This window comes from Pseudalkalibacillus salsuginis (genome assembly GCF_021646685.1).
Classification (GTDB): domain Bacteria; phylum Bacillota; class Bacilli; order Bacillales; family Fictibacillaceae; genus Pseudalkalibacillus; species Pseudalkalibacillus salsuginis.
Genome location: NZ_JAKJHW010000001.1, coordinates 803,571 through 816,266, shown reverse-complemented (window position 1 = coordinate 816,266; position 12,696 = coordinate 803,571). Strand labels below are relative to the sequence as shown.

At 38.9% G+C, this 12,696-nt stretch carries 15 protein-coding genes and 3 pseudogenes; 7 read left to right on the top strand and 11 right to left on the bottom strand.

The window, feature by feature from the left end:
• Positions 1 to 422: 422 nt before the first annotated feature.
• A complete protein-coding gene (locus tag L1611_RS04115; protein WP_236311816.1) occupies positions 423 to 608 on the bottom strand; it encodes a cold-shock protein in 186 nt (61 codons plus the stop codon).
• Between the two features lie 140 nt (positions 609 to 748).
• Between L1611_RS04115 and L1611_RS04110 the strand changes: the two genes are divergently transcribed.
• The 5 genes from L1611_RS04110 to L1611_RS04090 all read left to right on the top strand — a co-directional run bounded on the left by L1611_RS04110 (position 749) and on the right by L1611_RS04090 (position 5,682).
• A complete protein-coding gene (locus tag L1611_RS04110; protein ID WP_236311815.1) occupies positions 749 to 1,111 on the top strand; it encodes a hypothetical protein in 363 nt (120 codons plus the stop codon).
• Between the two features lie 760 nt (positions 1,112 to 1,871).
• Positions 1,872 to 2,612 carry a cell wall-active antibiotics response protein LiaF gene (gene liaF, locus L1611_RS04105; RefSeq protein WP_236311814.1) on the top strand — a complete coding sequence of 247 codons (741 nt, stop codon included), beginning with the start codon at positions 1,872 to 1,874 and terminating at the stop codon, positions 2,610 to 2,612.
• 13 nt (positions 2,613 to 2,625) lie between these two features.
• Positions 2,626 to 3,687 carry a HAMP domain-containing sensor histidine kinase gene (locus tag L1611_RS04100; protein ID WP_236311813.1) on the top strand — a complete coding sequence of 354 codons (1,062 nt, stop codon included), beginning with the start codon at positions 2,626 to 2,628 and terminating at the stop codon, positions 3,685 to 3,687.
• Positions 3,671 to 4,330 (top strand): response regulator transcription factor, encoded by a 660-nt coding sequence (locus L1611_RS04095; RefSeq protein WP_265738340.1) that lies wholly within the window; start codon positions 3,671 to 3,673, stop codon positions 4,328 to 4,330. The genes L1611_RS04100 and L1611_RS04095 overlap by 17 nt, the downstream gene beginning before the upstream one ends.
• Positions 4,331 to 4,875: 545 nt before the next feature.
• Positions 4,876 to 5,682, top strand: coding sequence for a class I SAM-dependent methyltransferase (locus tag L1611_RS04090; protein WP_236311812.1), 807 nt, complete (start codon positions 4,876 to 4,878; stop codon positions 5,680 to 5,682).
• Between the two features lie 313 nt (positions 5,683 to 5,995).
• Here the strand turns inward: L1611_RS04090 and L1611_RS04085 are convergent, their stop codons facing one another.
• From L1611_RS04085 to L1611_RS20765, 4 genes are all read right to left on the bottom strand, one after another.
• Positions 5,996 to 6,664 carry a Type 1 glutamine amidotransferase-like domain-containing protein gene (locus L1611_RS04085; RefSeq protein WP_236312033.1) on the bottom strand — a complete coding sequence of 223 codons (669 nt, stop codon included), beginning with the start codon at positions 6,662 to 6,664 and terminating at the stop codon, positions 5,996 to 5,998.
• A 242-nt stretch (positions 6,665 to 6,906) separates the two neighbouring features.
• Positions 6,907 to 7,230 (bottom strand): SRPBCC domain-containing protein, encoded by a 324-nt coding sequence (locus L1611_RS04080; RefSeq protein WP_322972510.1) that lies wholly within the window; start codon positions 7,228 to 7,230, stop codon positions 6,907 to 6,909.
• A gap of 72 nt (positions 7,231 to 7,302) precedes the next feature.
• Positions 7,303 to 7,692: a MerR family transcriptional regulator gene (locus L1611_RS04075; protein WP_322972518.1), complete on the bottom strand. Its 390-nt coding sequence runs from the start codon at positions 7,690 to 7,692 to the stop codon at positions 7,303 to 7,305.
• Complete coding sequence (locus L1611_RS20765; protein WP_322972509.1) at positions 7,619 to 7,813, bottom strand: MerR family DNA-binding transcriptional regulator; 195 nt, start codon at positions 7,811 to 7,813, stop codon at positions 7,619 to 7,621. The genes L1611_RS04075 and L1611_RS20765 overlap by 74 nt, the downstream gene beginning before the upstream one ends.
• A gap of 830 nt (positions 7,814 to 8,643) precedes the next feature.
• Here L1611_RS20765 and L1611_RS04070 point away from each other — a divergent pair.
• A pseudogene (locus tag L1611_RS04070) lies at positions 8,644 to 9,081 on the top strand (GNAT family N-acetyltransferase).
• Between the two features lie 129 nt (positions 9,082 to 9,210).
• Complete coding sequence (locus L1611_RS04065; RefSeq protein WP_236311811.1) at positions 9,211 to 9,699, top strand: HIT family protein; 489 nt, start codon at positions 9,211 to 9,213, stop codon at positions 9,697 to 9,699.
• Between the two features lie 97 nt (positions 9,700 to 9,796).
• Here the strand turns inward: L1611_RS04065 and L1611_RS04060 are convergent.
• The 6 genes and pseudogenes from L1611_RS04060 to L1611_RS20615 form a co-directional block, all read right to left on the bottom strand.
• Positions 9,797 to 9,910, bottom strand: a pseudogene (locus L1611_RS04060) (CNNM domain-containing protein); the annotation flags it as partial.
• Positions 9,911 to 10,268: 358 nt separating this feature from the next.
• Entirely contained in the window at positions 10,269 to 11,045 is a 777-nt protein-coding gene (locus tag L1611_RS04055) for a TerC family protein (RefSeq protein ID WP_236311810.1), read from the bottom strand.
• Positions 11,046 to 11,421: 376 nt separating this feature from the next.
• Positions 11,422 to 11,808 (bottom strand): sporulation protein, encoded by a 387-nt coding sequence (locus tag L1611_RS04050; RefSeq protein ID WP_236311809.1) that lies wholly within the window; start codon positions 11,806 to 11,808, stop codon positions 11,422 to 11,424.
• A 22-nt stretch (positions 11,809 to 11,830) separates the two neighbouring features.
• Positions 11,831 to 11,902, bottom strand: a pseudogene (locus L1611_RS04045) (FbpB family small basic protein); the annotation flags it as partial.
• A gap of 16 nt (positions 11,903 to 11,918) precedes the next feature.
• Complete coding sequence (locus tag L1611_RS20895) at positions 11,919 to 11,981, bottom strand: hypothetical protein (RefSeq protein WP_407681704.1); 63 nt, start codon at positions 11,979 to 11,981, stop codon at positions 11,919 to 11,921.
• On the bottom strand, positions 11,953 to 12,078 hold the full coding sequence (locus L1611_RS20615; RefSeq protein WP_265738339.1) for a hypothetical protein: 126 nt from the start codon (positions 12,076 to 12,078) through the stop codon (positions 11,953 to 11,955). The genes L1611_RS20895 and L1611_RS20615 overlap by 29 nt, the downstream gene beginning before the upstream one ends.
• Positions 12,079 to 12,696: the final 618 nt, after the last annotated feature.

The window sequence follows — 12,696 nt, the reverse complement described above, 5'->3', positions numbered from 1 at the left end:
TATGTATCTACCATTCTTACCGGTTTTGAATTATATATACATCCATTTTTTAAAAATTCTTTTTATCGCCGCTTCAAAAAATAGGCTCCTAAACACTGTGTTCTTTCTTTGGCCATTTTTTAGGCAATAGTCCAAGCGAGCCTGGCGAGAGTTGAGATGCAGAGAAGTGATGTCCAGCTCCGTCGCCGAACCACCAGCCCCCTACGGCGGCTGACACATTGATTTAGATCGAAAGGTTTACCCGCGCAGAACCGAACTTTTTTTGGTTCGAGCCTCCTCGTTGGGCTTCCAGTGCCCCTCGTGGTTAATCAGGGCGATGTCGCATTTTCTCCAGAATCAACATCAACCCTGAAGTATATTAAAGGTAAAAAATAAAGGAAGGCGGATCCATTTAGGAGATCTCGTCCTTCCTGTAAACGATATTATGATAGCTCCGGTAATACTCGGACTTCTGGTTTCATAGGTGCATTACAGAGTGGACAAGCTGGTTCAGAATCAAACGTCAACCCTTCTCTCATCCATCCAGAACAGTTCTGGCTCGTGCAACTCCAAACTTTCGTTTCAACCTCGGGGATTGGTTCTTGTTGATTCTTTGAGAAAAATGCCATTGCTTCCACCCTCTTTATCTTAGTATCTCTATTATACCCAATTTTGCCTAATAATATAGTTTCTATGTTCTGGAATTATGTGAAAATGGTCATGAGTTAGTCTTTGCCATACATAAATATCATGTGTAGGGGGCGATCCAATGGAGTTATCAAGTAAAATACCTGCTCCGTTCAGTAGTATCCAGAGTGACACACGGAAATATTTGGAAGAGAATCGGACGTATTTTGAGATGTACCGGGTAAGAGCATGGATTTGGAGCATTTTTGTACCGTTCATACAATTTGTCCCAACATACTTATTGATTGTGGCTTTTGATCAATTCAATTTTACATCCATTGTTCAGTTTCTATTAGGTATTTTTCTTTTTGTTATTTGGATGGTAATACCTGGTATGTTTTTGCATGTCAATAAAGACCGGAACACTTACTCAAGAGTATGGTACTGGTCATGGTTCGTATTGAACTTAGGATTCGTTGTTTTTTGGATTGTCCTTTTGACTTGATTCATCATATTATGAATATCGATTGTACATGAGGATGGTACTTTTAAGGCCATCCTTTTTAAGTGTGAAAATTTCGTTTCGATGAAGGAATGTCTAGCTCCAACACCCAACCACTTGAATCACTTCGTCCTCCTGTGGCGGTCGACACATTGATTTAGGTCGAAGTGTTACCCGCGCAGAACCGGAACTTTGTTTGGTTCATAAGACCTTTATAGAGCACTTGCAATGCAAAAAACCGATCTTAAGGTACTCATAAGACCTTTATGGAGCACTTACAACGCGAAAAACGGATCTTAAGGTACTCATAAGACCTTTATGGAGCACTTACAACGCGAAAAACGGATCTTAAGGTACTCATAAGACCTTTATGAAGCACTTACAACGCGAAAAACCGATCTTTAGAAACTCCTCGTTGGACGTCCGGTGACCTTCGTGGTTGATCAGGGTGTTTGCGCTTTTCTTATACGTTAAGAAAGTATAACTTTTCAGCGATGTAGCTAACCGACTTAGCAAAAAAGTTTACGAACGAAGTAAAAGTACAGCTAAGGCTCTGCCTTCGCCAAGGCTTGGCAAAGCCCATGTTTTCTATATTGGAATCTCCGTCTTGAGTCGGAGAACAATACATTCCCAGGATTGTTCCAGCTTTCTTGGATGCGCGGTATTCTACTATTAATAGTAGATAAAGAAGGGATAACCCAATACATGTCTAATTTTTTGAGGTGACCTTTCAAAAAAGATAAAGTCAAAGGTGTGTGGTCAGATGAAGTTGAAATCTGGTGGCCAATTTGTAGTAGCAGTGATCTTCGTGTTGATAGGGGTCATGTTGCTGCTTGTCAATTTAGGAATTGTTTCAATGAATGTAAATGAAGCATTTTTCTTTTTATATCCATTTGTCATCTTATTGTTAGGATTAAAATGGTTACTGGAGGCTGTTTTTACAAGAGGACGTCGGGGCAGTTGGTTTATGGGCTTGTTCCTATCTGTTATTGGTGGATTGCTTGTCAGTGATCGGTTGGGATTCATGGATTTCCAGTTTGAACAAATTATCAATTTATGGCCATTATTATTGGTCTATATCGGAATCCGGATGCTTTGGGGAAGAAGGCCGGGAGCAACGATAAAAAAGAAAAAAAAACATTCGAAGAGTAATTTCGTCACCGATGTCTCCATGAAGCATGATAATTGGCATGTTGAAGATTTGGATGAATGGAATGGTGTCGCTGATTTTGATTTTGATTATACCAGGGCCTTCATACCTGATAAAGAAACGATCATTCAATTATCGGGCTGGGTAGGTGATATAAAGATCTTGATTCCTGAGGATGTCGAGTTTTCTGTAACGTCTAACACGAAGGTTGGGGATATCAAGATTGGTAACTATAAAAAGGACGGTTTGATGAAGGAAGCGAAGTATAAGACAGAAGGTTATGACGAGGCAACGAGGAAGCTGACTTTCGACTTCAGGTTCCAAGTGTTGGATTTGAAAATTAACCGGGTCTAGGGAGACGATCGTTATGAGCCAGAACCAGAATGGAATCAGGAGACTGTTTTATCGAACACATTTATTGAACTCGGTCTATACGACCGTCTTAATCTTCATCCTTTTTCAAATCCTCTATATTCTTTACCCGGCGGCTGATCGGATCGTGATCAGCCTCTTGGTCTCTATTGGTGTATTTGTCCTTTCTTTCATGTTAGGGATCTACTTCAGTTTACGAAAAGGGCAAACCCTGATCAATCGTTTGAATGAGATTTCAGTAGGAATTACTAAACTATCCCGCGGAAATTATGATTATCGGATCAGTGATGGAGAGGATGATGAGGTAGGGATCATTTCTGCAGAAATCAATCAGCTTTCTGATAAGATCAAAAAACAAGTCCAATCCTTACAAAAGCTTGCTAACGAAAAGGCTGAGTATGCCGAAAAAGCCCATACAGCTGCAACGATTGAAGAGCGACAACGTCTGGCACGGGATCTGCATGATGCTGTTAGTCAGCAGTTGTTCGCTTTGAATATGATGTCCTCAGCAGCATTGAAGTTATTTGAAAGACACCCTGGCCGGGCAAAAAGTCAGTTGGAACAAGTCGTTGAAATGGCCAACAAAGCCCAGGGAGAAATGAGGGCGCTGCTTCTTCATTTACGGCCGATCGACCTGTCAGGGGAAAAATTACATAGTGGAATCCAGGAACTGGTGAATGAGCTTCAACAAAAATCGGGGATTGAAATCCATTCGGAAATCGATGAGATCCCTGATGTATCACGCGGAATTGAAGACCATCTTTTCAGGTTGATGCAAGAAGGTCTTGCAAATGCGCTCCGACACTCTCAAGCAAGTAAAATTACAGTCAAACTAGATAGCATTCAGAAACATATCCGTATACATTTACGTGATAACGGGGTTGGCTTCGATCTGAACCAAAAGAAAAAGACTTCTTACGGACTGAAAACGATGCAGGAGCGCTGTGATGACATCGGCGGAACTTTTTCGATTACAACTGCTAAAGGGCAAGGGACTGCTATTGACGTCAGGGTTCCAATTGGTAAAGGGGATGAACATGTTGGACAGTCAAATTAAACTTTTTTTAGTAGATGATCATGAAATGGTAAGAAGGGGATTGATCTCTTATTTGTTGACGGATCCATCATTTGAAATCATTGGTGAAGCAGCAAGCGGAAGTGAAGCGGTTAAAAAGTTGAAAGATCTGGAGCCAGATATCGTCCTGATGGACCTGATCATGGAGAATGGGAACGGAATTGAAGCGACAAAGGAAGTCATCAAACTTCATCCGGATTGTAAAATTATCATTCTTACAAGTTTTTATGATGACGAACAGGTCTTTCCGGCTATTGAAGCAGGTGCATTCAGTTACGTTTTGAAAACCGCTTCAGCAGATGAAATTACCAAGACGATCAAAAAAGCTTATGCTGGTGAATCAGTGATTGAATCCAAGGTCGCTCAGAAAATGATGAATAGGTTCCGATCAAAGGAATCTCTCCCTCACCATGAGTTGACGAAAAGAGAGCTTGAAGTGCTATCGCTAATTGGGGAAGGGAAAACCAATCAAGAAATCGGGGATACGTTATTTATCGGAATCAAGACGGTCAAAACCCACGTCAGTAACGTCCTCAGTAAACTTGATGTCTCAGACCGTACACTGGCAGCTATTTACGCGAATCGCCACAACCTTTCAGGTGATGGAGGGAAGGGGCTGTTGTGAATTTTGTAATTACGATAAGATTGGAAATTATCGCAACAAAGGCAACCATTCATATGGAAAAACCGATCCGGGACATTGAAATCATTCTGTGTCTGGATCGGTCTATTATTTAAAAGATGGAAGGTTCAATCGGATGACATCCAATAACCCTTGGTATAACAATGATTATTCCGAGGGTTATTTTTGTGAATTTTGCTTCGTGCCAAATTTGTGCCAACTCAAATTCATTTTTATTAAGACGAACTCTTTGTTCGTCTTTTTAATGCAGTACAAAGATATAAGAAAAACTCATTATTTATATACAAAGAATCATACTGCTAAGTGAAAAAGGGTTTTGAAGGGTGCATATTGAATTTCTATGTTGTTCCAGAAAAGGGTCATATTTTTGAGGAAACAGGAAGTGTAAGAATACTGATTTAAGATTGTTTGTGAAGTGTTACACTTAACTAACGAAGCAGGATACCCTAATTACAACGCAGAGCAGAATTACTTTATATCGTGAAACCCAAAGTTATCCAAAATGAAGTTGAGTATAAGGAGGTATTATGAACTCGAAGAATGATAATAAAAAATTGCGTGAGTCATTTGAACAAGCCGCGAATATTTATCAGCAGGCGCGTCCGGATTACCCGGAAGAATTGTTCGATGATTTAATCCATGCGACAAATTTGAATCCAGGTGATCGTTTGTTGGAAGTGGGTTGTGCTACAGGAAAGGCTACTCTCCCGTTAGCCAAGCGCGGATTTAAAATCACGTGCATAGAACTTGGCGCTGAGCTCGCTGCAGTTGCCCGTCAAAACCTTGTCGGAATGGACGTTGACATAATCAACGTGAGCTTCGAAGACTGGCAACCGGAGGCGGAGAAGAGGTTTGATCTGATATTCGCTGCAACCGCTTGGAAATGGGTTGATCCCGAAGTTCGGTACATTAAGGCATGGCAGGTCCTTCGTCCCGGAGGACACCTGGCATTTTGGAACGCAGATCACGTTTTTCCAGACGATGGAGACCCATTCTTCCGTGAAATTCAAACCGTTTACTATGAGATCGGCGAAGGTATATCGGTAGACAACAACGATTGGACAAGACCAGGGGAACTTCACGAGCAAAGAGATGAGATTGTGAAAAGCGGCCTTTTTGAGGTTGTTCACATACGACATTTCGATTGGGAGCGCATTTATCATGTTGACGAGTACATTAAACTCCTTGAAACTTTCTCCGGGCACATACTTATGGAGGAACGGAAACGCGACAAACTCTTCAACGAAATCCGAGTTCGCCTTAATAGTCGTCCAGAAAAGTCGGTTCGCCGCCACTGGGGCGCTGTTCTCCATGTCGCCCGTCGAATAGATTGACAATGGAGATAACGGCTTTTCATCGTTAAGCTAACGGAGAACGTTAGTGAAATAACTTAGAAGCCATTTTACAGCTCATTCGCATTTTCAATCTTCCGTAATAGGGCGCTTTTCTTGAGTAACGAAAAAGCCCAATTTCTCAATTTTAATGCTGAAAAATTGGGCTTTTTATTTTGAAATTTCCTTAACGTTGTAAATTCGCGTTTTGCTGGTGATACCCCAGTTTGAATCTAAACTTTGATTAACTCTTCAGCTCCACCCCATTTCAGTCACAAAGGAAAGACCGCGAGCGAATCGGCTGACCCTATCGGTATTAAGGGGTGAACAGCTTCCATTGCCCCTCGGAAACAACTTCAACGGCCCCATCGGTCACTTTGATGGCCGTCTGATCGTCAATCGCGTACCCTGGCACTGAGACACCGGCTGCCCACTTTTCTGCATTGGCCAAGGTATTGTCCGGTAACATCTCGTGATCTAGGTGAGGAAACAACGCAAAATCCACCAGCCCAAGTGTTTTATCTCCCCCTGTGGGCGGACGCCAGCCTACGAATTCTTCACCGATATTCGGGGCCATCACCATGCTCCCAGCGCTCATTCCCACATAGACTGCATCCAGTGATGGCAAGAGGTCTGCCAGCCCGGATTGCCGCATCCAGTGGTACAGGTAGAGGGCGTCGCCTCCCGCCACCAGCAGGACGTCCGTCTCCCGGACAAGAGGCACCCAACGGTCTTCGTCGATGCTTGGCAGCGCTGTGAGCTCTAGAACGCCGACAGACTTCCAGCCCAGGTCGACCATGGGATTCTCGGAATTCCCGCTGATGAACTGCCAGGCTTTGACGCCGGGACCGACCCAGGGGTGTCCGTACATCGCGGTAGGTATGCACAGAGCGTTGGAGTCGGCGATCGGCTTGCCCAGCATGTCAACCAGCTCGTTGTGGATAGTCGAGTTATTGACGCCCGCGGAAGTTAGCAGAAATTTCATTCCAAACGTCTCCGAGGACTTGGAATCCTCCAAATAATTATGCGACATATGTTTTTCCTCCTTACGGACCGAAGTCTCAGTTCTTTTCAAATCTTTAGGAAGTTTACGCATTTCTTTTGTTTTTTGTTTTCCTTTTTCAATATCCAGAAAATATAAGGGATTAAATTGAAAGCCCTGATCTATACGAGTGAACTCACCAATAAATGAACGAGCTTTATGACCAATCTACCCTGATTTTCATATCAAAAAATGCCCGAACGATAAGGGGCAACCGGCCATGGACTGCATATTAAATCCAGCGGGGGATCATAACGGAAACCGCTACTATGTTTGAACTCCACTGTTGTCATGGAAGCCAATATCCGTATTTCATCCAAATCCATGGTATAGGAATAGACAATACGCTGATCAGGAACGATTTCCTGATAACGGGCTGCAAAAGTGAAGATCGGTCCGCCGGGTGGTCCAATCTTCATGCTCTCTCGCCCGCCAACTCGAAAATCGAACTCGTTAGCCTTCTGAAACCAATTTTTCTTGGTTTCACGATTGGACCAAGCAGCGAACACCTATGCAGGTGAGGCGTCATATGTCCTTTCAATGACAAATGTATCGTGTGTTACAAATCGTTTATTCATCATTTACTCCTCTTCTTTGCATTGATTTTTCGTGTGCTTATCGAGGAAGTCGCCAAGCTTTTCGAGATGGTGCTCCATACTTGTTCGCCGTTCAATAAAATATTTTTCATGTCTCTGTTTCATCATCCCTAATAATTTTGTTAAATCCTCAACAGATGACTCTTCCATTTCCATTAAGCTTGATACATTTTGTAATTCTTTTAAAAGCTTCTGTTGCATCTTGATTTTTTCTTTAAGGCGCTTCATTTGAATCGATATAACTTCGAATGGATTGTAATCGTCATCACATAGAATCGATTTAATTTCTTCAAGGGATAAGTCAAGATCCTTTAATGCCAAGATTTGATGCAAGCGTGAAAATATCAGATTCGTTATATAACCTGTATCCAGCAACAGAATATCCTGATGGTGAGAACAATCCAATTTGATCATAATATCTTAAGGTCCGAATCGTTAACCCAGATAACCTGGCAAGTTCGCCAACTTTCCAGTACTTTTCACCTGCAATGATCACCCCCTCATTTCGCGCGATTTATTTTGTACCGGTTACTATAATATATACACCATTACGTCACGTAAGGGTCAAGTTTTAAATAAAATTCTTTCAAACGCGAAGAACATACATCTGAATTAAATTCTTTTCTTATGCTCAAAATCGTTTCCTATTCCTTAATCTGGCCCGGTCGTATTATAAGGTCAATCAGATTCTTTTCTGATTGACCATTTTTAATGGTTTAATGAGAGTAGCCGGGGTAGGACGATCTGGCCAGACTGTTGAAGAAGCATATTTATTAAATTCAAGTGTTTTTAAGTCCATGCTATGAATAATAAGTAAGTTACCCATGATTTGAATCAAGAGACTCCTACTGCGAATTTGAAGATTTAAAGGAATATAAGAAGTTACCTTTGATATGTAAGTTAGGAATTCTTATGTTTTATCTTGGTTGTATTGGATTTGCTGGATATATCATACTTGATATTTTTGAAATCAAAGTTATATCACCATTGAGTTCATATTTCCCCTTTTATTGTTTAGGGATAGGTTTTCTTGGGTTTTTTACAACCATTATTTTTGATAAAAATAGAAAGAAAAGAACAAAAACTGGTCCCATGGGTCCTATTTAGTAACCACTAGAAACTGTCTTACTTTACATCCGTACTATTCAGTAAAAAGGAGAACAACACTATTGTCTAAATAGGTTCTTCAATAATCGGGCGCTATCCTGGAACAAGGATAAGCGCTTACTTTTCATTTTAGGGCCGTTTAGTTGAGTGAGAATGGAATATATTGTCTTGGATATTATGCTAAACTGGTAAAGGATATTGAAAGGACTGATTCAATTAATGGATTTTCGAAAACCTACCGATTCGGAACTTAAAAAGGTTTTGACACTTTCTCCAGAAGCAGTTTTTGATGGCACATTAGGTGAAGTAAAACCTACTAATGAAAAAATCGAATAACTAGTTAAACCACTTCTGAATAAGGGAAGCTATTACTTAATAGCAGCAGTAGGCGATAAATTAATGGGCTGGATTCTTTTAGGGGAAAGTAAAGACCAGTTTACTGATAAATTGAATGGATTTATTTATGAACTATTTGTTATAGAAGAATTTAGGGGATATGGAATTTCTAAACGTTTAATGAAAACAGCGATTGACCATTTAAAGCAAGATGGATACTCTGAAGTGCGTTTAAGTGCTTTTGCGGGGAACAAAGCTATTAAGTTGTACGAAAAAATGGGCTTTAATGTAAGAACAGTTACTATGAGTTTGCCGTTGTAAAGAAAACCCTAATTTAATAATCTTCAGCTAAAGGGCTCAATTCAAGAATATTGGATTACGTCCTTTGTTCCGTAGTAGCAAAATACTGTCGAAAGCTTAACTAGCATATTACTTTAGGAGGGAAAATTAATGTATAAGCATATGCCTTTTGGTTATTCTTGTCCTTTTTGTCTGGTAGTTAAAGGTGTAGAGGACGAACAAAACAAATTAGTTCAAACGAAGCAGCAAGATATAATTTATAATGATGAACACGTAACTGCATTGATTGCAACTTTATGGTGGCCCAATAATAAAGGTCATGTGATTATCATACCGAATAATCACTATGAGAATATATTTGATTTACCATTAGAGATAGCCACAAGGATACATAAATTATCACAGCAGGTCTCTTTCGCACTCAAAGAGTGTTACGGATGTGATGGTATCTCAACAAGACAACACAATGAACCAGGTGGAAGTCAGGATGTTTGGCATTATCACCTGCACGTATATCCTAGATATTTCAATGATAATCTTTATCTGACTCATGGTAGTTTAAGTGATCCCTCTGAACGTTTAGTGTTTGCCGAAAAACTCAGAGCTTGGTTTCAAGCTAATATCATGGTAAACACCTAATAATAAGAAGCTGTATGTACGACAGCTTTCTTTCTTCCACAAACGGGTGCATTTCTTCAAGAAGGAGAAGTGAAATTTCTTAGGTCAGAAATACCTCCTCTGCCATCTTTTTCACTTTGTTATCATTTAACGAAATTAATGCAATTTCTGACGCTGCAAAAAAAGCATTTAGAATAATAAACACACCTAGTACTATTAATTCTATTGCCAACCAGACCTACCTCCGAAATATTTGAAAACTAAGAAGTTTATATAAATTCTCATTTATTTTTTGCATAAAAGGTTGTTTTATACAAGGATAGAATGGATTGTCTTGTAAACATCTGTATATATCAGCTGCTTCCTTTGCCAGATGACTAAATGGAGGGAAAAAGACTTTTAACACTTTATTCGTTGTTCAAACTTTTGCAAAAGCACTTCTTCCCTCACCAACAATTTCTAACGCCTTGTCTTTATGTTTTTAAATTATTTTCTCGCCATCATTACCATACTTCACACTTTGGACTAAATTACTGAAGGATTGCATAAACCCTCCTTTACTTGCTTACCTCTACATCACTACCGTTCGTTTATACTATAGTTGAATCTTCTTTCTTCTCCTTGCCTGAAAGGAACCATCCACCAAGAGCAATTAGTAGAAGAACAACATAGAACGTGACTTTCCATTCCGGTGATTTGGCAAAACCTTCTGGTAAAATACCTAATTCTGGATGAGATAACGTATAAACAGATAGCTTCACACCTACCCAGCCAACAATGATAAATGCTGCAATTTCTAAGCCTGGTCTCGTATTAAGTAGTTTTACAAAGAAATTAGCAGCAAATCGCATGATAATTAAACCAATTAATCCACCTGCAAAAATCACAAGGAACTTTCCACCATCTAATCCACCTATATTAGGAAGGTTTGTATTTGGAAGTGTAACAGCTAAAGCAACAGCTGCAAGGATTGAATCGACAGCAAAAGCTATATCAGCTAATTCGACCTTAAAAACTGTTCCCCAAAATCCAGATTTTTTCTTTTCCTTTGTTTCAATTAATTTCTCTTTTTCTTTCGAAACAATAAGCTTTCTGAAAATGTGATTTGCAGCTATAAACAAGAGATATAGGGCACCTATTGCTTGAACCTGCCAAACATTCACAAGGAAGGATATCGTAAATAAAGAACCAAATCGAAATATGAATGCTCCTGCAAGCCCATAAAACAAGGCTTTCTTACGTTGTTCTTCTGGAAGATGCTTAACCATAATAGCTAATACGAGCGCATTATCAGCTGCCAATAAACCTTCTATTGCAATTAAAAGTAATAATACCCATCCATACTCGAATAAAACTGAAAGCTCCATCTGATCGATTTACCTCCTAAAATACAATGTTCGTTTGCTTATATTTATCTTTTAAAGATTGAGGTGCCATTTTTAGTAACCTTTCCAATACAAAAGTTTCTATCCACCTTCTTTTCTATTTCATTTATGGTCTTAAAGAATTAATGGAATAACTTTGCATTGCTGCTACGATACTGTTATAAAATCGAGGTGGATTTTTCTTATCCTCATTCACTGCTGAAAGGAACTGAGTTTCTATAACTGTAACTAAAGTAATCGTTATAAATAAGTTCCTTATGTGTTTGTTCAACTAAATCGTTTCTCCCTATAATGTATTGCCATGTAAGAAATCGATTTATTTTTACACTCGTAATCTCCCTTTCTATCTGCTTTCGAATTAAACGATTTGAATAATATCTTGATCAATGCTTTCTACGCCTTGTGTAAAAGTCAATCTTGTTTTAAAACGATAGGAAATGTCTTTTGTTGAGAGTGGTAGTGATGTTGGAAGCTTGAATGAAAATGGTATTTTATTCGATTCTTCTGATTCAATCAATTGTGAAGTCAAAATCGTTGTTGAATCAATAATATTTTCTTTTCCTTTCTCACTATCAACTTTTACCAAATCACAATCAATTCTCTTTAACTGTTGATCAATGATACCGCCCTTTAGTAAAAAATATCCATTTATATGTTCACCAAGCGTATATGTTTCTTTAGGTAAAATAAGATCTATTTGTGCTGAACCTATTCCTACAAGAGACATGTATTTTCTTAGTAACACTGTTTACCCTCCAATGATTAAGTTATTTGTTACCTGTATGCTTTTCTTCAATACGTTTTTCAATTTTCTCAATTCGTTTTTTATCTTTTAAAAGCTTTTCTCATTATTGATCATCCTCTAAGATTTTTTTGTTGATATTTTAAATTAAGTTTGTCTAACTTCTGGCTTTGCACAATTGTTTCTTGATGGGTTAGACCATAGGAATTTACGTAAGTTGCTGATGCCTTGGATTCCTAAGATCGCTTTAAGTAAATACCTACTATCCTTCATGTACTTACCTCCTCTTGGTAAATGAAAAACAAAAAACCTCCACCACATGGCAAAGGTTTTTTTACATATAAAAAAGACCTCTACCTAACAGGTAAAGGTCTTGCTAACAACATAAAGGTTGCCAACAAAGCCGAGAGTAATAAAACTCTGTAATGACGACTTTGCTGTAAAAGCTACTCCCCTTTAGGAGAAAGCATATTAAATTTAAAATAATAATATGATATTTCAATAAAACTGTCAATAACTTTTTTTTTAGATAATTATGAGTCCGCTAACTAGGGCTCATTCAGGGTGAAGAGGCAGCCAAGATTGCTGAGTGGCTTGCTAACCGGGAATAATTAAATCTCACACCGACTCCGTAGATAATTCCAGTAACCACACCATCCGATAACTTCATACTGGGGGATGTGGATGAAATCACCATTAAAGTATATTTCATTTGGTTTGATAGTTATTTATTATTGGTATTATAGTGGTTGGTTTTTTCCAAGTTCTATTAGTTGAAGAAAATATTTTTGGACCAACAATATTTAGTGGTTATTTAAAAAGGGAAAACTCAAACACCTTGATATATCAACATTTTCATAAGAATTAAAAAGCGTTTGAAAGTGCTTTTTA

Coding starts and splice junctions, on each gene's coding strand:
- L1611_RS04115 (WP_236311816.1), bottom strand. CDS start 608: ATGGCATTTTTCTCAAAGAATCAACAAGAACCAATCCCCGAGGTTGAA.
- L1611_RS04110 (WP_236311815.1), top strand. CDS start 749: ATGGAGTTATCAAGTAAAATACCTGCTCCGTTCAGTAGTATCCAGAGT.
- liaF (WP_236311814.1), top strand. CDS start 1,872: ATGAAGTTGAAATCTGGTGGCCAATTTGTAGTAGCAGTGATCTTCGTG.
- L1611_RS04100 (WP_236311813.1), top strand. CDS start 2,626: ATGAGCCAGAACCAGAATGGAATCAGGAGACTGTTTTATCGAACACAT.
- L1611_RS04090 (WP_236311812.1), top strand. CDS start 4,876: ATGAACTCGAAGAATGATAATAAAAAATTGCGTGAGTCATTTGAACAA.
- L1611_RS04085 (WP_236312033.1), bottom strand. CDS start 6,664: ATGAAATTTCTGCTAACTTCCGCGGGCGTCAATAACTCGACTATCCAC.
- L1611_RS04065 (WP_236311811.1), top strand. CDS start 9,211: ATGTATAAGCATATGCCTTTTGGTTATTCTTGTCCTTTTTGTCTGGTA.
- L1611_RS04055 (WP_236311810.1), bottom strand. CDS start 11,045: ATGGAGCTTTCAGTTTTATTCGAGTATGGATGGGTATTATTACTTTTA.
- L1611_RS20615 (WP_265738339.1), bottom strand. CDS start 12,078: ATGAAGGATAGTAGGTATTTACTTAAAGCGATCTTAGGAATCCAAGGC.